Origin of the sequence: Gottfriedia acidiceleris, assembly GCF_050457485.1 — a bacterium.
In the GTDB taxonomy this organism is placed as follows: Bacteria; Bacillota; Bacilli; order Bacillales; family Bacillaceae_G; genus Gottfriedia; species Gottfriedia acidiceleris_D.
In genome coordinates, this window is sequence record NZ_JBCMJM010000008.1 from 119,275 (window position 1) to 135,926 (window position 16,652).

Genomic DNA, 16,652 nt, shown 5'->3' on the forward strand with positions numbered 1-16,652 from the left:
AGCTACCACTTACAATCAATAAAACATTGCAAAAAAGAACACTTTTCCACATGTCTTTTACGATTATAATACATAAACTATTGATAGGTCAACAGGTAAATGTCAAGTTTGAAACTTAACACCCTTTGCCATTAAAAGGAATTAATAGCCTTCTGTTGCTACGTTTCCTTGGACAATCGTGATTCCATTACTTGTACCAATTCGTGTTGCTCCAGCTTTCACCATTTCATTTACACTTGCTATATCACGTACTCCGCCAGATGCTTTAACCCCAATATCAGGTCCAACTGTTTTTCTCATTAATGCTACATCCTCTACAGTTGCACCACCAGTTGAAAATCCTGTAGATGTTTTAACGAAATCTGCTCCAGCTTTTACAGAAAGCTTAGAAGCCATTTCTTTTTCTTCATTCGTTAAAAGACTTGTTTCAATAATTACTTTTACTAATGCTTTACCTTTTGCTGCATTCACAACTGCTGCTATATCTTGTTCAACAGTGTCATAATCCTTATCTTTTAAAGCTCCGATATTGATCACCATATCGACTTCTCCGGCTCCATTTTCAATTGCATTCTTCGTTTCAAACGCTTTTGTTTCTTTTGTATTGGCACCTAAAGGAAACCCAATTACAGTACAAACTAAAACTTCAGAGCCCTTTAACAAACTTGCACAACGGCTGACCCAAGTTGGATTCACACAAACCGAAGCAAAATTATGTTCTTTTGCTTCTTGACATAATTTTTCAATTTGAGATTTAGTTGTTTCAGGTTTTAAAACTGTATGATCAATCAATTTATTGATATTAGTTGTCATTTTGTAGTGCTCCTAACTAATGTTTTTTTCAAAAATACTCTTTTAAAGACACTGAAATATCAGCATTTATTATTATTTGTTTTTTAATTTTAATTATGTGAAACCTCAGCTTAAAATTTAAAAACTCAGCCAAAAAAAATTCAAAGCATCAAATTTATATAGATGCATTTGAATTTTTTTCGACTACTGTTTTATGATTATCCTTTACTTTAAGCATCATGAAAAATGAAATTGTAATAAAGAAACAACCATACAAGAACATGTACTTGAATCCAATTAAATCCATAATTGCACCTAATAATGGTGGTGATATAATATTAGCAATTGATGAAAATAAATAATATAAACCTGTATATGTTCCAATAAATCCAATCGGTGCCATCTCGGCTAAGAAAGGATAAGAATTAATATTTACTAATGCCCATAAACATCCCATAATCAAAAAGACTATTCGAATGAATAATAAATCCTTTAAGAAAAATAAAACAATAAAACCAATGATAATTCCAAATATACCAATTAATATGCTTCGTTTCTTACCAATTTTTGTCCCTATAAACCCGGCAGGAATTGCAAAGATTAAAAATGCTAATGAGATGAAAGCAAATGAAAACGCCGCTGCACTAACTTTTACTCCTAAATAAACTTCCCCATAACGTGTAAAAAAAGTTTCAATTCCATTAAATCCAGTGAACCAACTCAGAATTGCTAATAATAGATATAATGCACTTTTATTCTGAATAGCTGAACGAAAACCTTCTCTTAATTGTACCTTTTCTTCAGCCTGCTCATAATTTAGGACATCTCTTTTTTCTCTAATAAAGAAAAAAAGAATTAAAAAGCTAAATAACATTAAAAATCCTGCCAAGTAAAAAGGAAATCCTTTATTTAGATCCCACAAAATTGAACCAATAAAGAATGCAATTAAAGCACCAATTCCACCCATAAAATTAATGACACTATTCGCCTTGCTTCTTTGTTCAACTCTTGTTAAATCAGGCATAAGTGCTATTACCGGAGAACGGAAAATACTCATACTTAAATTCATAAACACAATAAAAAAGATCAACATAAAAAGTGTTTTATGCACTGGAATTAAAAAGGTAAATATTGCTGCAAGTGGCATACCGACTATTAAAAATGGCATTCTTCTACCAAATCGTGTATCTAAACGATCACTATACATTCCAACGGCAGGTTGTAAAAATAATGCAAAATAATTATCAAACGTCATAATAAATCCGATTAATGCAGATGACTTTAAATAATCGCTTAAAAGTTTTGGCATAAAAGCATTATAGACGGACCAAGTAAGACTAATTGCAAAAAATCCAAATCCTAAAAGCATAATTTTTTTGTAATTTAGTTTAGTCATTCGAATTTCTCTCTTCTTATCTGTCTAAAAACATTTTCTAAATGAGTTCGATCCAATGACACAATCATCCCCCCTTATTCTCAGTATAGTAAGCACACCAATCAAATATTTACCCTTTTTTCAATATTTATAAAATATTAATTTATTAGTAAAAGTTTATAAAATGGGCTATTTTACCGACAAAAAAACCTAGCGTAAACACTAGGCATTTTCTTTAATCATTTTAAAATTATACAACCGACCGGCAATAATGCCGCAATAACCACCAATTAAAAAACCAAAATACCTCTTTTACTTGCAGTTTACATTCTTTCTTCTAAGGCTTTCGCAGTATTACTTGTTACTACTTCCTTCTCATCCTTCAATGTACCAAAAATTCCATCAAAAATAGGTGTCGATACGCCATACCAAAAGTTTTCATTTTTAAAATGATGCAAAATATGTAGCTTTTTAATCTGTCGTCCTACTTTCGTTATTGGTTTAATTGGCCTGTGTGCTACATAATGCTTCCATTCGTACACTAGTAACATAAAAACTAAACCTGAACCAAATGCGATCGCTTGAATTAGATCTTTCGATATCAAAAAATAAATTATACAAAGTGATCCTAAATTAGGAATGCTATACCATATCGGTAAAAATAACAATTTCAAATCATCTGGATACGTATGATGATCATAATGAATTCGTTTCATAAATTTAAGAAATAGTTTATTTTTTGGTGCTTTTATGTGAAAAATGAAACGATGAGTTACGTACTCACTAAACATAAAAAAGATTAATCCTATAATGAAAATTAAGACAGTAAGCCATGATAAATGAAATCCTATACTATAAATAATGCCAATTAAAAAAAGTACCCCCATCACAATAATATCGAAATGAAGAAAAAAGTCTCGATATAGTCCCTTCATAAATTCCCCCCTTATCTATACGTAAATTATCTTAATATCAAATTTATATTTCAATATGATTTATGAAATTCCTTTTTAAGTTTTTCGAGCTGATTATTAATTTTGAATAAAGCACTGGTCGGTGAGGATAATAAAAATGATAACCAAAAATACGTAAAAGGGAGATCTATATGGAAAAAAGGAGATATTATGTATCCGTTCAAGCAAAAACAATTGTTCCAAATCAAGGGGACGCACCTTATGAGTTAGAAATCGATGCTACAATCGATGAAAAACATAGACTCGAAAGAATTTTCCATCAGATTGACAGTTATGATGAAGCAGCAGGTATTCAAACTGCTTTCATCATTCCAATCACAAATTGGAGCCAAGAAAATAATGATGGATATGACTATTTTTTAAAACAAGCCTATGCGATGATTTATGAATTAGGTACTGAAGAAACTCGTGCCCATATAAGCCAAATGAAAATATTAAAATAAAAAGAAAGCTCAAGGAGCTTTCTTTTTATTTTAAACATCAATTACTTTTGTTTTTGCAATTAAATCATGAAATGTTCTTCGATCTGCAGAAAATATGAAAAACGGATCAACAAATGCAACAAAACCTACAACTAATGAAAAATATGGTATTTTTATGTATCCAAAAAGGAAAAAAATTTCTCTTATAATCATTGTCTTTAAATTTACTTCTTGATCATCGTTCTTAACGATTGCAATTTTTAACCAACGCTTTCCTACTGTTTGTCCTTTCCAAACAAATGTAGGGATCAAAATAAAAAATATAATGACACTAATGATGGATACTAGAGAAGAACCAATATCAAATTTGTCTACTCTAGTAGGATTAATAAACGTTGAAAACTTTGTCATCCCAGTAAGTATAGAAAAAGCAAAAATAAAAAGAAAAGTTATAAATCCATCAACCAATATTGCTAATAACCTACTTGATCTACTTGCTAATTTAGAATACGATTCCAATAAAATCTCCACCTTTAGTTTCTAAGATGTCCTTAACGACAGTTTAAATTATACAGAATTTTTAATTGGAAAAATATAAAAAGCCTAATAGAATGTACCTATCAGGCTATAAATATCGATTAAGCTTTTTTATGTAGATTCAATTATACACCTGGAGCATCGACAAGTGTCCAAGTAACAACGGCTTCATGATTACCTATCGTTGCTGATCCACCAGGAATTTGTAATGTTACATTATTATTTACTGCACCATCATTAACATCAGGATTTGGGCCTAACCATCTTGTTAACCAAGTACCAAGTCCCGTACCAGGTTCAGCAGTAACAACTGAAGATTCAGTTAATCCATCTGTATTTAGTGTAATCGTTTGAGCAGGCGCTGGGCCAGTTCCACTACCTGGGGTTACAACTGATCCATTTTTAAAGGTAAGAACCGCGCCGGGCAGTGATTCACTTGCACCGTTTGTAAACTTACTAGCTTTTGCTGTCACTTTCCACCCTGCACCAGTACCTCGGCGATCAGAAACTTGGATAAAAGGCTTTTTAGAGGTAGAAGAATAAACCTGATCACTAGTTGAAACTTCTTTCGAACCAAATTGAACTGAAGAAACAAAGTCCAAAGTTAACGGACCTGTCTCACCTGTAGGAGGATCTGTTGGATCAGTAGGACCAATTGGCTCTAATGGAGTTGATGGGTCGGTTGGATCTACTGGTGTTACTGGACCAGAACCTTCTGTAAAATTAATAGCTGCTTTTGAATTTGCTTGAGACGTAACAGCTGCAAATGATGTATTTACCGCTCCAACAAGTGTTGAAAAACTTACTACGCCAATTGCTACAATTTTTGAAACTTTCATTTAATCAAAACCCCTTACAAAAAATTCTTCATATAAAGATGCTTTCAAAAAAAGACTCAACATCTATCTAGAAGTTACAGCCAATTATAGTAAAGGAAAATACAATTGTCTGTGAATAAATTGTGAAAACATTCACTAAACTTTTACTTTTAATTTTACAAATCCCCTAAATATAAGAAATTTAATAGAGTCAAAAATGAATATTTCGTGAAATAATTCACGTGATTTTATAAATTTTAATTCGAAATCTCCAACTTCCCGATTAAAATCCACTAAAAAAAAAGAAGCCTACTTAAATATAAGTAAACTTCCAAGTTAAAATTTTAATGAAAAATTACTAAAAAAATTTGGGAATAAGGAAAAATAATTCTTTTTCTCATTACCTAAAAGTACTTGTTACTTTCGAGCCTTCCCTACTTACTTTTAAGTGTTATTTCCCAGTCTATACCTGTATCAATTCCGTATTCATCAGTAAACGAGCCTTGATTTACAGCGACTGCCATTTGATCTAGACTGTTTGCATATAAGATTGGTTCTCCAATTGCTACATCGGCAAATGATTTTCCATATTTTACTGCTTCTTTGTATACTTTTCTTCCTTGATGTGTAATTAGTACCTCGACAAAGTCTCCATAAGAAACGCCTTGTTTGAGAAAATCTGATCGACCAATATTCGTCCAAATACTACCATATCGTACATCAAGTATATCAATTGTTCCTGTTATCGCATTGTTTTCACTATAACATTCTTTAATTGGTAATTTTATGTAAGAATTTGAATCCACTTCTGGGCCAATATTTTCGAAGTCAATTATTCCTGAAGCTAATCTTGCACCTGTAAAAGCAAATATATCTCTACCATGGAAAGTATAAGATTCACTTGAATTTGGTAGTCTATTAATTTCTTCGTCAATGACTCTTAATTGGCTGATTCCATATATTTTGCCAACATGTGTTAATGTTCCGTTATCAGGTGATATTATGAAGTGATTCGTATTTGTGCGAGCCACTATACTTCTACGATCTGAGCCTACACCTGGGTCTACAACTGAAACAAATACTGTTCCTACTGGCCAGTAATTCATTGTTTGTACAAGTCGGTAAGAAGCTTCCCAAATATTGTATTGAGGTATATCATGGGTCAAGTCGTAAATCTTTATATCTTGATTTACACTACAAGAAACACCATACATAGCGCTAACTGCTCCATCTAGTAATCCAAAATCTGACTGAAACACTAATGCATTTCCCATCTAAACACCCCTAATTGTCCGAATATTTAAAATTAAATATAAATTCAATCTATTATTTAGTCAATGATATTATTCGTGTTTTATTGAACGAATTTAATTATAGCTTTGCTTTTTTTTATTATTACGTTGGAATTGTATAGTTTTGGTAAATTCTAATTCTTTTAACCTTAATGTCTAATTCGACCTTTCCCTTAAACTAAAAATAAAAAAGATATAGTTGTTAGATACTATATCTATTAATAACATTAGCATTTAAAAGTATATAGTTTTGAAATGCTGGCACATCAACATTTATTATTACCTATAGTGTCCCCTAGGTTTGTGTAAAAATGTATTCTACATTAAATAACTTAGATACATTTTGGGGAACTTTTTAATTTAAGTGGCTAGGTGTTAAATAAAATTTGACTAAATACTTCTATATTAATAGAAATCTTCCTATTAATAGTTAGAGTGGATGAACTGTATGAATATTATTGAAGAAGAGATCATAATTAGTTCTAAAGGAGTTATTTTTTTTATGAATATATTACTAGATGCCTAATAGGTTCTGCAATGTATATCCTCCTCCATTTTTAATTACAAAACAATAACAACTAAAGTACTAAATAAAATAGTTGCATACAGGAAAATAGCACCCACTATTTTATCAAATGGAATTTACCTATACTTTAGTAACACTCCAATTAACTTTAAAAAGGTAATTTAGTCCTCTATAACGAATAGTTATTATGTGGCGAAATTTAGGGAGGCTAACTATTGTACACGTTTATTGAATTTTTATGTCTAATAGGAATCCTATTTTTTATTATTAAGGGGATTGTCACTTTCTTTAAAATGAACGGAAAGTCTTTAAAGAATTTTATTATTACTGGGACCTTATTTGTTTTATTTATTTTTACCTCTATTACAGATCCTTCAAATGAAGCAGAACATAAAGAAGCAACAGAAAAAGAGACAAGTACTAAGCCAACCAAAATAATTTATAAAACTAAACACTCTAAACTTGAAACTGGTAAAAAAGAAAAAACAAAATTATCTAAACCTAAAAACAGTGAGAACTTAATTAAATCCTGTAAGAATAAAGTAGGATGTAAATCGAAATCGGATAAAGCACCTATCCAAGAACCCCAAAAAGTGAAAATAGAAAAAGGAACATATAGAATTGTTTTTATGGTATACGGGTTAAGGTGAAAAATTTTTCTTTTAAATTAGTAGTAGTTGTCTTATTTTGAGGTTGAATCAGTTACAAGCATTCAGACGTGCTTAAATATGTAATTAGGGGCTATATGGGAGGTTGTTTTACCTCTCATATAGCCCCCATTTTTATATCGATCCATTTAAAAGGTGAATTATTTTGGAGTGAAGAGTTGAATTAATTCTGCGCAACTAATTTTCCTTAGTAGATCGAAACTTGCCCAACTACAAACACGATCCTCCCAAGCTACTAAGCAATGATTATCTTTAGTTTCCATAACCGTTCCCACAGCACCATCTAAGCTAAACATAACATAGTTGCCTATCGAGAACATTTTCGATCACCCCAATCTAAATATAATTCCGTGCCCACCTTTCGGATATTCCCATTTAATATTTTGATGAGGACAGCCTATTCTACAACTTCCACATTCATGACATCCTTCGTATCCAACATGCATTCGAATATTTTCCCATTTATAAACTTCTGCTGGACAAAATATCGTACAGATTTTATCGGGACATTTTGTCATGCAAATATCGGAATCTAGTACAGTTAAGTGCGATTTTGTATCGGCATTAAAACGAACGAGATACTGCTTTTCTTCGATAGTACTTTCTTTTTTTGTCTCACTCATTTATTTCATCACCTTCCATGCTTTGTATACATCTTTCGCAAGCTTAAGTTTAGCCTTTGCTCCTCCTATATTACTCATAATATTCTTTTGTTTTTCCCATTTAGATGTACCATCTACGGTAAACATTTGGCTGGCAGATTTATTTAATAGTGGAATGTATTGCTCGAAATATTGAGGGAATTTTTCAAAATGATGTGTTGCATCTTTATATTTTTTCAAATCCTGTCCTACGAAGCTATTTAGTAATTTATCAGCGTACGGTTTTAAAGCAACATCAGAGTAGTTATCAATCGCTTTTGCTTCGATAATGGTCTCTGCTGCTAATCTTCCAGATGTCATTGCCATATTTGAGCCTTCACGATGAATTGCGTTTACTAATTGTGCTGCATCACCAATTACCAATACTCCGTTTCCTACCAATTTAGGAATTGATTTGTACCCACCTTCTGGAATTAAATGAGCAAGGTATTCTTGAGGTTCGCTTCCTTGAATATACGGTCTTATCATCGGATGATTCTTAACGTATTCAAGTAAATCATAAGGTTTCAATTTGTTTTCAATCATTCCGGATAATAATGTACCGACCCCAATACTAAGAGAATCTTTATTTGTATATAAAAATCCTGTGCCAACTATGCCTTTTGTCGCATCTCCAAATAGCTCGATTGCTACCCCTTGGTTACCTTCAAGACCAAATCGATCTTGAATTATTTTACTATCCAGCTTTAATATTTCCATTGTCGCTAAAGCGACTTCATCTGGTCTCCATTCTTTATGGAAACCTAAAGATTTTCCTAAAAGTGAATTTACGCCATCAGCAAGTACTACCACATCGGCATATAAATCACCATCAGGTCGATCCGTTCTTACCCCAACAACCATATCGTTTTCAACAATACACTCGAGAACAACTGTTTCATTGATTAATAATGCACCTTGTTCGACTGCTTTTTGAGCAAACCATTGATCAAACTTTGAGCGAAGAACCGTAAAATTATTATAAGGTTCTTCAGCAAATTCAAGACCTTTATATCCAAAGGTAGTGGCAGATTGTTTATCAAGCATCATAACTCGTTGCTCTACAATCACACGCTCAATTGGTGCATCCTTCCAAAATTCAGGTATAACGTCCTCCATCATTTTACGATACAATACGCCACCCATAACATTTTTCGAACCAGGATACTCTCCTCTTTCAATAAGGACAACATTAACACCATTTTTTGCGAGCTCGTATGCACATGAAATTCCTGCTGGGCCTGCTCCAACGACAATTACATCAAATTTTTCCGGCATGATCGTGATTTTCCTCCTTTAAAGAAAAACTTTCTTGGAATTGGTTAATCAGCATTGGTACAATTTCAAATGCGTCTCCTACGATGCCATAATGACAAGATTGAAAAATTGCCGCATTCGGATCTTTATTTATCGCAATAATGAGACCTGAATTTTGCATCCCAACAATATGTTGTATTGCGCCAGATATCCCAATTGCAAAATAAATTTTTGGTGTAACCGTCACGCCAGTCTGACCTACTTGATGATGATGTTCAACCCAGCCAGCTTCAACTACATCACGACTTGCTCCAACAGCCGCTCCAATCGATTCAGCAAACATATGAATCAACTGAAATCCGTCTTTACTACCTAATCCTTTACCACCAGCTACGATAATATCGGCTTCGTCAATGCGAACCTTTTTTGTTGTTGCACGTACAATCTCTAATACTTTTGTACGAATATCTTCTTCTTTTAAATCAATTTCCTCTTCGATTACAACTCCCTCAGCATCAGGAATCGGAGCGAGCGCTTTCATTACCTTTGGACGAACTGTAGCCATTTGAGGTCTATATTTCTTACAAAGAATAGTAGCCATTATATTTCCACCAAATGCTGGACGACTAGCTAATAATAGTCCTGTATCTTCTTCAACATCTAATACAGTTGTATCGGCTGTTAAACCTGTAGGTAAGTCAGTTGCAACTGCACTTGCTAAATCCTTCCCTTTAGAAGTTGCGCCATACAATAAGATTTCGGGCTTATATTTGTTACAGCATTCGAGTACTGCTTTCATATAAGACTCGGTACGATAATCCTTAAAAATTGGATCATCATATACGTAAACGATATCAGCACCGTATTCAAATAACGTAGGGGCTAATGATTTCACATTTTCACCAATTAATAATCCTGCTAATTCGCAACCACGTTTTTCTGCTAATTCTTTACCAGCTCCAAGCAATTCAAGTGACACGGGTGCTATGACTTTATCGTTTTCTTCAATAAACACCCAAATACCTTTGTACTCTGAGAAATCCATTTATACCCCTCCTTTCACTTCAAATAACTCTTTCTTCTCATTTAAAATCTTCATTAATTCATTTACTTTTTCTAATGAAGTTCCTTCAAAAACCGTTCCACCTTTAGCCTTCGGTGGAGCCCATACTTTCGATACAATTGTTGGTGAACCTTTTAGACCTAATTGTTTAATATCAATATCTTCTAAATCCTTCACGGCCCAAATGGTCGGGTTATACCTTGCAGCCTTTATCATATTTGTAAGTGATGAATAAGGAACTTCATTGATTTCCTTCTCAACTGCAAATAAACAAGGTAAACTCGTTTTAATCACTTCATGACCATCTTCTATTTTTCGATGAACAATTGCATAGCCTTCTTCTTTATTAATTTCTTGAACCTTCTTAACTGATGTTAACGGCGGTATATCTAAACGACGTGCAATCCCTGGTCCAACTTGTCCAGTGTCACCGTCAATTGTCATCTTTCCACAAATGATTAAATCAATCGCTTGAATTTGTCCTATTTTCTCAATCGCCTTTGTCAAAGCATAACTTGTCGCTAAAGTATCTGCCCCAGCAAATGCTCGGTCTGAAATCATATACCCTTCATCTGCACCGATTTCAATACATTTTCTTATAGCTTTTACAGCAGGTGGTGGCCCCATCGTAATAACCGAAACTGTTCCACCGTATTTGTTCTTAATTCGAACAGCTTCCTCCACAGCATGAGCATCATACGGATTTAATATTGCTGGAGCACTTGCACGGTCCATCGTATTTGTTTTAGGATTCATCTTAATGATTTTCGTATCAGGCACTTGTTTTATACAAACCACAATATGTAACACTTTTTCACTCTCCCTTTTTCTTCCCGTCTCCCATAGTTAGTAAATGTACATGTTGTTCAAATATATTATTTTTATTGAAAAAATATGATAGAAAGCAACGAAAAAATGAGAAACGAAAAAAAGAGACATCTCCAACTTTGTAGTTGAAAATGTCTCTCAGACTGCCTGCCAAACGCTCGCTTTCTTCGTTGCTTCGCCTGTCTGCGGTGTTCATTACCGACCGGGGTAACTCCGCTCTTCACCAGACTTCACGCCTCGAAAGACAAGCGCTAGCAATCAGTCTGATACTCAAATTTTTTGTATTTTTGTTTTTCATTTACCAACCAATAGTTGGATTGTGATGCCTGAAGGGTCCTTTGTAAATGTAACGCCATTTTCTACAAAAACAAAAGCTCCCATATTCTTTAAACGATTGACTACCACCGATTTTTCTTCTTCACTTGGATATAACAACGTAAAATTCTTTAATCCTGCACTGCTATCAGAAGGTGCAACTCCTCCTGCACTATGCCAAGTATTTAAACCGATGTGATGATGATAATGTCCAGTTGAAATAAATAATGCCTGGCTTCCATATTTCGTTACAACATCAAATCCAAGCCCTTCACAATAAAACTTCTCTGTGCTTTTTAAATCAGAAACTTGTAAATGGATATGACCCATAATTGTTCCTTTTGGTAGTCCAGTAAAAGCTTCATTCTCAGCAAGTTCTAATAGACCCTCTACATCTAATCGTTTACTATCCATAACGACATACTCATTATGCCATTGCCAATTCTCTGATGGACGATCTGCATAAATTTCAATCCCATTCATATCTGGATCCGCTAAATAGATTGCTTCACTCACTAAATGATCCGAACCACCTTGAAGTGGATTTCTAGTTTCAATCAGATGCTTAAGCACGATACCTAAATCTTTTCGAGTAGGTACTAATAATGCAAAATGATATAATCCAGTATTTTGCTCATTTCTAGGTGTAACATTGTCTGGTTGCTCTAATTTAATTAAAACATTTACCCCATCCGCTGTTAAACTAGCATTTGTAGTTGAATATTCCAAAACTTTCAAACCAATAACCTCTTGATAAAACGCTAATGAACGCTCTAAATTTGCAACTTTTAATTCAACTGTTGGAGCATAAACCTTTGGCTTTTGATGAAAATTCATTTTAATTTACCTCCTCTAGAAAATAATACAATTAATGTTAACACTAACAGAACGAATGGAGCCATTGCAACACTCATGCCTTGACCCGCATGTAAATGAGTAAATACAGCTCCTACCATAATAATTGCTAATCCAACTGAAGCAAGCTTACCTAATAGCAACTTCCAATAACCAACTAATAAACCAATTGCACCTAACACTTCAAATGAACCAATCGTATACATCATCCCTTTTGAATAACCATAAACCTCTTTAAAATCATGTAACATCTGAGTATTTCCACTTAATTTCACAAATCCAGATAATAGAAATGCAATAATTAATATCCCTTGAATAATTCGGGTAAACCATTTCATTTAAAAATCTCTCCCCTTTTTTTGTTGTTTAACTGAGCTTAATTTAAGCATAGTTATTATTAGAATTTTATACTGCATTTGATTTTATTTCGTTTACTGTTCTTTATTCGAAGACAGTAAAGAATAAAAAAATAGTGTGATTGATATTAGATGGTTACTTTTTGTAAGTAAGTGATTTAAGTACAGTATATGCGATAACTGTTCTCGCTTCAAGTGCATTTTTGATTTTTGTTTAACTTTCTATCAAAGTTAGAATTTTTAGGCTTGTTGAAACTAGTAAGGGACTAATTTTTTGTACGATGTCAGAAAGCTTGGAGAAAGCTATCACCTCGTCCGCATACCATGGACAGATGCATTAAATCTAAAAAAATTCATACATTTTTCACTTTCCCCCAAAATTTTCTAAATTATTTTTGTTACTTTTATAGTATCCCATATAAATATTTAAAAGAATTCGTAAAATTACTTTACTGATGCTTTGTAAAAAAATAATTAATTAAAACTATTTTTACTCATTATTTATATCTCCTGTTTCCAGTTTCTTGTTTAAAACCATATAATCATTTCTGCTAAAAGAGATCGTTACTCTATCTAATCGATCCCCATTTGGATATAAAAATAATTGTTGATTGAACTTTATGCCTAAAGGTACAACTGTTTGATAAATAAGATTTAATATTTTAAAGCTTTCTAAATCTACTCCTTCTTTCAAATGATTTTTAACATGAATAATTACGAAACCATCAACGCTTTCAAATCTAGGTTTTCGGGGAGAGATATGATTAGCTTTACAAAGCCTTTTTAATAAATTTTGATAATAATCATTTTGCTCCAAATAAAACACCCCACATTATTATTTTTTATTATTATATAAAAATATTTAATTAAAAAGGAGGAAAATTTTATGAAAAAAATCATCTTATCCACATTCTTTATTCTTTTTTATTTTGCATTAGTTACTACAACATCAGCAAGTGAAAATGCTGATCAAGAACTAGAAAAAATACTTCAAACTGGTGAAATTATCTATATGGATGATGAGATTACAGTTAGGAGTTTTAAGAATGATCCAGAAATTTCTAATGCAATTTTTAATCATCCTAATAGTGCTGTAAGTGATATTTCGAATGAGTATAGTATTGTACCATTTTCATCAGCTACTGGACCTGGTGGACGATCTAGTATTGTAGCAAGCGACACAGGTAGAACTGTATATTGGTCTGTTAAGCCTGCTACAGCATGGCCTTATAGTTTTTCTGGACTTGTGAAATTAAGATATCATTCTGGTTTTAAGAGAGATGCTCCAATAGGTGGTATGGGAGCTTTGGGTTCAACAGTGAGCGGTGCTGTATCAATGAATAAAAACAATGGCGGAGTTGCATATCTCACAGGAACAGCATTCGCATTAAATAATATTTATTATAAAGTTTTACCTGGAGTTTCAACTTCATATAGACCAAATTAAAAAATCGGAAGAAATATTAAATGAAGTGCACTTACACTTTTAAAAAGTTTGTTTGACTCTGATCTTGTTTTATGACATTTTCGAGGAGATGCCTTGGTCATTTGAGACGAATTAAGAGCTCTTTATGGCATTGTTAAAGTATTTTTTTAAATAGTGTGTTATAGTGATTGACTGTTATTTGCAGATTTGAATATTTTATTTGCACCTAACTCGTTATTCGCAGACATGACAGCTTTGCACACTCTGGTTTATATATGTAGTCCTCTGTCCCCAACAAAATAAAAATATCGTACATCCAAATGTACGATATTTTTAAAGTGATTCGATTGTTTTATGACTGGCACGTCTTACAAAATCCGCCAAAGTATAGTTACATAAAAAGCCAAGTAAGTGCTCTTCTGCTTCAATTGCAAAGTCTGAAAATACATTGTTCATTACACGTCCACTAGTACAGTCAGATGTGGATTCAATTAGTGCGGTTGATAGAGGTTCTGTCATTTGTAAGGCAATGAAGACTTGTTTTAAGGTAATTTCCTCAGGTGACTTAGCTAATAAATAGCCGCCATCTCGTCCCTCTCTTGCTTCTACTATTTTTTCTTTTACGAGGGGAGCCATGATTCTTCTCATAAATGAAACACCTGATCTAATATGTTTTGCGATTGCTTTACTTGGTGTAACCCCTTCTGTTGTTGCTAGTAAAACTAATGCCTGAATAGCAAATCCGAACCACTTAGGTGTAACGGAATTTTTACAACTTGACATATTTATCACCATCCAGTGATATTATTATCCCCCGTTTTTGTTTCCCTTGCAAGTATATAGTAGTTTTTAGTCTTGTTTAAATGAGTAGATAACGATTTACTAGAAGGATCTAGTTGTTTTTAGACAATAAAAAAAGGATAGAAAGTATGCTTTCCATCCTCATTTTTTATTTAACGAGCATATCCGCCTAGGCTTTGTTCTGCCATTTGAACTAGACGCTTCGTAATTTCTCCACCAACTGAACCGTTAGCGCGTGAAGTTGTGTCTGGTCCTAAGTGCACTCCAAATTCAGAAGCTATTTCGAACTTCATTTGCTCAATTGCTGAATTTGCATTTGGTGAAGCATATTGATTTGAAGATCTTCTGTTTGCCATGTTGTCGACTCCTTTGTCTTTTGGATGCTCTGATGTTGTTTATCAGATTAAAGATAGTATGATTCTAAAAATTTATTCTATACATTTATTTACAAATTTTTTTCTTTTTACCAAAAGTACTTCTTGTTACCATATGAAGTTTTCCTGTATAAATATTTCCAAGTTCAAAAGCTTGTATTATGTCTTTAGATTTTCTATAATCTTAGCATACTGTATATAATTAAAACACAGTTTATCAAATGAAAACGTCTCGTTATTTCCATATATTGAAAATTGTTATTTAGGAGGAAAATTTTATGATGAATAATCGTTTCCAAGATAAAGTTGCTAAGAATTTAAGTGAAATACCTTTATCTGTATTAGACTTAGCACCAGTTGTTGAAGGAAGCACTCCTGCAGATGCTTTTAAAAATAGTCTTGATTTAGCACAGCATGCAGAAAAATGGGGATATCACCGTTACTGGTTTGCCGAACATCATAATATGCCAGCAGTTGCAAGTTCAGCTACTTCAGTTATAATTGGACATATTGCAAGTGGAACATCAACGATTCGAGTTGGTTCTGGAGGCATCATGTTACCAAATCATGCTCCATTAGTCATAGCAGAACAATTTGGTACATTAGAATCACTACATCCAGGTCGTGTTGATCTCGGATTAGGTCGTGCCCCTGGCAGTGATATGTCTACAACTAGAGCGTTACGTAGAGATTTACGCAGCCACGAAGACTTCCCTGCCCAATTAGAGGAATTACGTAATTACTTTAATCCGCCAGGTGGAATAGGCAGTTTAACGGTTCAAGCTGTACCTGGTGAAGGTTTAAATATACCAATTTGGTTATTAGGATCAAGTGGCTTTAGTGCTCAGTTAGCTGCTGAATTAGGTTTACCATTTGCATTTGCAGCACATTTCGCACCAGACTATACAGTCCAAGCAATGCAGTTGTATCACAATAACTTTAAACCATCTGATGTATTAGATGAACCATATGCAATGATTGGCTTAAATGTTGTCGTTGCTGACACAGATCAAGAAGCAAAAAGACTTTTCACAACACAGCAACAATCATTTTTAAACTTAGTTCGAGGTGGTAAACCAGCTCTTTTAAAACCACCAGTTGACGATATGGATGAAATTTGGAGTCCATTTGAAAAAGAAACACTTGAAAATCAAATGAAACTATCTGCTATTGGTACAATCGAAACCGTTACTGAAAAGCTACAAACAGTTTTAAATATAACAAAAGCTGATGAGATTATGGTAAATGGTTCTGTTTTCGATCATGCAGCACGTTTATATTCATATGAATTATTAAGTAAAGTTTCAAATAAATAACAAAAAGGAGAGTATA

20 protein-coding genes are annotated in these 16,652 nt (G+C 33.1%); 4 read left to right on the plus strand and 16 right to left on the minus strand.

Annotated features, from left to right (window positions below):
• Nucleotides 1-141 precede the first annotated feature (141 nt).
• The 3 genes from deoC to ABEY15_RS09245 all read right to left on the minus strand — a co-directional run bounded on the left by deoC (nt 142) and on the right by ABEY15_RS09245 (nt 3,102).
• Nucleotides 142-813 (minus strand): deoxyribose-phosphate aldolase, encoded by a 672-nt coding sequence (gene deoC, locus ABEY15_RS09235; RefSeq protein ID WP_429889761.1) that lies wholly within the window; start codon nt 811-813, stop codon nt 142-144.
• A gap of 154 nt (nt 814-967) precedes the next feature.
• A complete protein-coding gene (locus ABEY15_RS09240; protein ID WP_429889762.1) occupies nt 968-2,188 on the minus strand; it encodes an MFS transporter in 1,221 nt (406 codons plus the stop codon).
• 302 nt (nt 2,189-2,490) lie between these two features.
• On the minus strand, nt 2,491-3,102 hold the full coding sequence (locus ABEY15_RS09245; RefSeq protein ID WP_429889763.1) for a sterol desaturase family protein: 612 nt from the start codon (nt 3,100-3,102) through the stop codon (nt 2,491-2,493).
• Nucleotides 3,103-3,272: 170 nt separating this feature from the next.
• On the opposite strand from ABEY15_RS09245, the gene ABEY15_RS09250 reads away from it, so the two are divergent.
• A complete protein-coding gene (locus tag ABEY15_RS09250; protein WP_025568175.1) occupies nt 3,273-3,584 on the plus strand; it encodes a hypothetical protein in 312 nt (103 codons plus the stop codon).
• 30 nt (nt 3,585-3,614) lie between these two features.
• Here ABEY15_RS09250 and ABEY15_RS09255 read toward each other — a convergent pair whose 3' ends face one another.
• The 3 genes from ABEY15_RS09255 to ABEY15_RS09265 all read right to left on the minus strand — a co-directional run bounded on the left by ABEY15_RS09255 (nt 3,615) and on the right by ABEY15_RS09265 (nt 6,192).
• Nucleotides 3,615-4,082, minus strand: coding sequence for an RDD family protein (locus ABEY15_RS09255; RefSeq protein ID WP_429889764.1), 468 nt, complete (start codon nt 4,080-4,082; stop codon nt 3,615-3,617).
• 143 nt (nt 4,083-4,225) lie between these two features.
• Nucleotides 4,226-4,939, minus strand: coding sequence for a WxL domain-containing protein (locus tag ABEY15_RS09260; protein ID WP_429889765.1), 714 nt, complete (start codon nt 4,937-4,939; stop codon nt 4,226-4,228).
• Nucleotides 4,940-5,352: 413 nt separating this feature from the next.
• On the minus strand, nt 5,353-6,192 hold the full coding sequence (locus ABEY15_RS09265; RefSeq protein WP_429889766.1) for an SAM hydrolase/SAM-dependent halogenase family protein: 840 nt from the start codon (nt 6,190-6,192) through the stop codon (nt 5,353-5,355).
• A 759-nt stretch (nt 6,193-6,951) separates the two neighbouring features.
• On the opposite strand from ABEY15_RS09265, the gene ABEY15_RS09270 reads away from it, so the two are divergent.
• Nucleotides 6,952-7,386: a hypothetical protein gene (locus ABEY15_RS09270; RefSeq protein ID WP_429889767.1), complete on the plus strand. Its 435-nt coding sequence runs from the start codon at nt 6,952-6,954 to the stop codon at nt 7,384-7,386.
• Nucleotides 7,387-7,544: 158 nt separating this feature from the next.
• Here the strand turns inward: ABEY15_RS09270 and ABEY15_RS09275 are convergent, their stop codons facing one another.
• The 8 genes from ABEY15_RS09275 to ABEY15_RS09310 form a co-directional block, all read right to left on the minus strand.
• Nucleotides 7,545-7,724, minus strand: coding sequence for a hypothetical protein (locus ABEY15_RS09275; RefSeq protein ID WP_025568179.1), 180 nt, complete (start codon nt 7,722-7,724; stop codon nt 7,545-7,547).
• Nucleotides 7,725-7,730: 6 nt separating this feature from the next.
• Nucleotides 7,731-8,027 carry a ferredoxin family protein gene (locus ABEY15_RS09280; RefSeq protein WP_025568180.1) on the minus strand — a complete coding sequence of 99 codons (297 nt, stop codon included), beginning with the start codon at nt 8,025-8,027 and terminating at the stop codon, nt 7,731-7,733.
• Nucleotides 8,028-9,323, minus strand: coding sequence for an FAD-dependent oxidoreductase (locus ABEY15_RS09285; RefSeq protein ID WP_429889768.1), 1,296 nt, complete (start codon nt 9,321-9,323; stop codon nt 8,028-8,030).
• Nucleotides 9,307-10,347: an electron transfer flavoprotein subunit alpha/FixB family protein gene (locus tag ABEY15_RS09290; RefSeq protein WP_429889769.1), complete on the minus strand. Its 1,041-nt coding sequence runs from the start codon at nt 10,345-10,347 to the stop codon at nt 9,307-9,309. Before ABEY15_RS09290 ends, ABEY15_RS09285 begins: the two co-directional genes overlap by 17 nt.
• Nucleotides 10,348-11,175, minus strand: coding sequence for an electron transfer flavoprotein subunit beta/FixA family protein (locus ABEY15_RS09295; protein WP_429889770.1), 828 nt, complete (start codon nt 11,173-11,175; stop codon nt 10,348-10,350). It lies immediately after the preceding gene.
• Between the two features lie 312 nt (nt 11,176-11,487).
• On the minus strand, nt 11,488-12,345 hold the full coding sequence (locus tag ABEY15_RS09300; protein ID WP_429889771.1) for a VOC family protein: 858 nt from the start codon (nt 12,343-12,345) through the stop codon (nt 11,488-11,490).
• On the minus strand, nt 12,342-12,701 hold the full coding sequence (locus ABEY15_RS09305) for a DoxX family protein (protein ID WP_429889772.1): 360 nt from the start codon (nt 12,699-12,701) through the stop codon (nt 12,342-12,344). The genes ABEY15_RS09300 and ABEY15_RS09305 overlap by 4 nt, the downstream gene beginning before the upstream one ends.
• A gap of 508 nt (nt 12,702-13,209) precedes the next feature.
• On the minus strand, nt 13,210-13,536 hold the full coding sequence (locus ABEY15_RS09310; RefSeq protein ID WP_429889773.1) for a hypothetical protein: 327 nt from the start codon (nt 13,534-13,536) through the stop codon (nt 13,210-13,212).
• 69 nt (nt 13,537-13,605) lie between these two features.
• On the opposite strand from ABEY15_RS09310, the gene ABEY15_RS09315 reads away from it, so the two are divergent.
• A complete protein-coding gene (locus ABEY15_RS09315) occupies nt 13,606-14,166 on the plus strand; it encodes a hypothetical protein (RefSeq protein ID WP_429889774.1) in 561 nt (186 codons plus the stop codon).
• A 312-nt stretch (nt 14,167-14,478) separates the two neighbouring features.
• On the opposite strand, the gene ABEY15_RS09320 is transcribed toward ABEY15_RS09315, so the two are convergent.
• Both ABEY15_RS09320 and ABEY15_RS09325 read right to left on the minus strand, forming a co-directional pair.
• A complete protein-coding gene (locus tag ABEY15_RS09320; protein WP_335411778.1) occupies nt 14,479-14,928 on the minus strand; it encodes an RrF2 family transcriptional regulator in 450 nt (149 codons plus the stop codon).
• A gap of 170 nt (nt 14,929-15,098) precedes the next feature.
• Nucleotides 15,099-15,302: an alpha/beta-type small acid-soluble spore protein gene (locus tag ABEY15_RS09325; protein WP_056474875.1), complete on the minus strand. Its 204-nt coding sequence runs from the start codon at nt 15,300-15,302 to the stop codon at nt 15,099-15,101.
• Between the two features lie 296 nt (nt 15,303-15,598).
• Between ABEY15_RS09325 and ABEY15_RS09330 the strand changes: the two genes are divergently transcribed.
• Nucleotides 15,599-16,636, plus strand: a complete 1,038-nt coding sequence (locus ABEY15_RS09330) for an LLM class flavin-dependent oxidoreductase (protein WP_429889775.1) — start codon at nt 15,599-15,601, stop codon at nt 16,634-16,636.
• Nucleotides 16,637-16,652: the final 16 nt, after the last annotated feature.

Excerpts from the sequence above, each read along its gene's own strand:
- ABEY15_RS09250 (WP_025568175.1), top strand. The coding sequence starts at position 3,273 with ATGGAAAAAAGGAGATATTATGTATCCGTTCAAGCAAAAACAATTGTT.
- ABEY15_RS09265 (WP_429889766.1), bottom strand. The coding sequence starts at position 6,192 with ATGGGAAATGCATTAGTGTTTCAGTCAGATTTTGGATTACTAGATGGA.
- ABEY15_RS09300 (WP_429889771.1), bottom strand. The coding sequence starts at position 12,345 with ATGAATTTTCATCAAAAGCCAAAGGTTTATGCTCCAACAGTTGAATTA.
- ABEY15_RS09330 (WP_429889775.1), top strand. The coding sequence starts at position 15,599 with ATGATGAATAATCGTTTCCAAGATAAAGTTGCTAAGAATTTAAGTGAA.
- ABEY15_RS09320 (WP_335411778.1), bottom strand. The coding sequence starts at position 14,928 with ATGTCAAGTTGTAAAAATTCCGTTACACCTAAGTGGTTCGGATTTGCT.
- ABEY15_RS09275 (WP_025568179.1), bottom strand. The coding sequence starts at position 7,724 with ATGTTCTCGATAGGCAACTATGTTATGTTTAGCTTAGATGGTGCTGTG.
- ABEY15_RS09240 (WP_429889762.1), bottom strand. The coding sequence starts at position 2,188 with ATGACTAAACTAAATTACAAAAAAATTATGCTTTTAGGATTTGGATTT.
- ABEY15_RS09260 (WP_429889765.1), bottom strand. The coding sequence starts at position 4,939 with ATGAAAGTTTCAAAAATTGTAGCAATTGGCGTAGTAAGTTTTTCAACA.
- ABEY15_RS09305 (WP_429889772.1), bottom strand. The coding sequence starts at position 12,701 with ATGAAATGGTTTACCCGAATTATTCAAGGGATATTAATTATTGCATTT.
- ABEY15_RS09325 (WP_056474875.1), bottom strand. The coding sequence starts at position 15,302 with ATGGCAAACAGAAGATCTTCAAATCAATATGCTTCACCAAATGCAAAT.
- ABEY15_RS09290 (WP_429889769.1), bottom strand. The coding sequence starts at position 10,347 with ATGGATTTCTCAGAGTACAAAGGTATTTGGGTGTTTATTGAAGAAAAC.
- deoC (WP_429889761.1), bottom strand. The coding sequence starts at position 813 with ATGACAACTAATATCAATAAATTGATTGATCATACAGTTTTAAAACCT.
- ABEY15_RS09280 (WP_025568180.1), bottom strand. The coding sequence starts at position 8,027 with ATGAGTGAGACAAAAAAAGAAAGTACTATCGAAGAAAAGCAGTATCTC.
- ABEY15_RS09285 (WP_429889768.1), bottom strand. The coding sequence starts at position 9,323 with ATGCCGGAAAAATTTGATGTAATTGTCGTTGGAGCAGGCCCAGCAGGA.
- ABEY15_RS09245 (WP_429889763.1), bottom strand. The coding sequence starts at position 3,102 with ATGAAGGGACTATATCGAGACTTTTTTCTTCATTTCGATATTATTGTG.
- ABEY15_RS09315 (WP_429889774.1), top strand. The coding sequence starts at position 13,606 with ATGAAAAAAATCATCTTATCCACATTCTTTATTCTTTTTTATTTTGCA.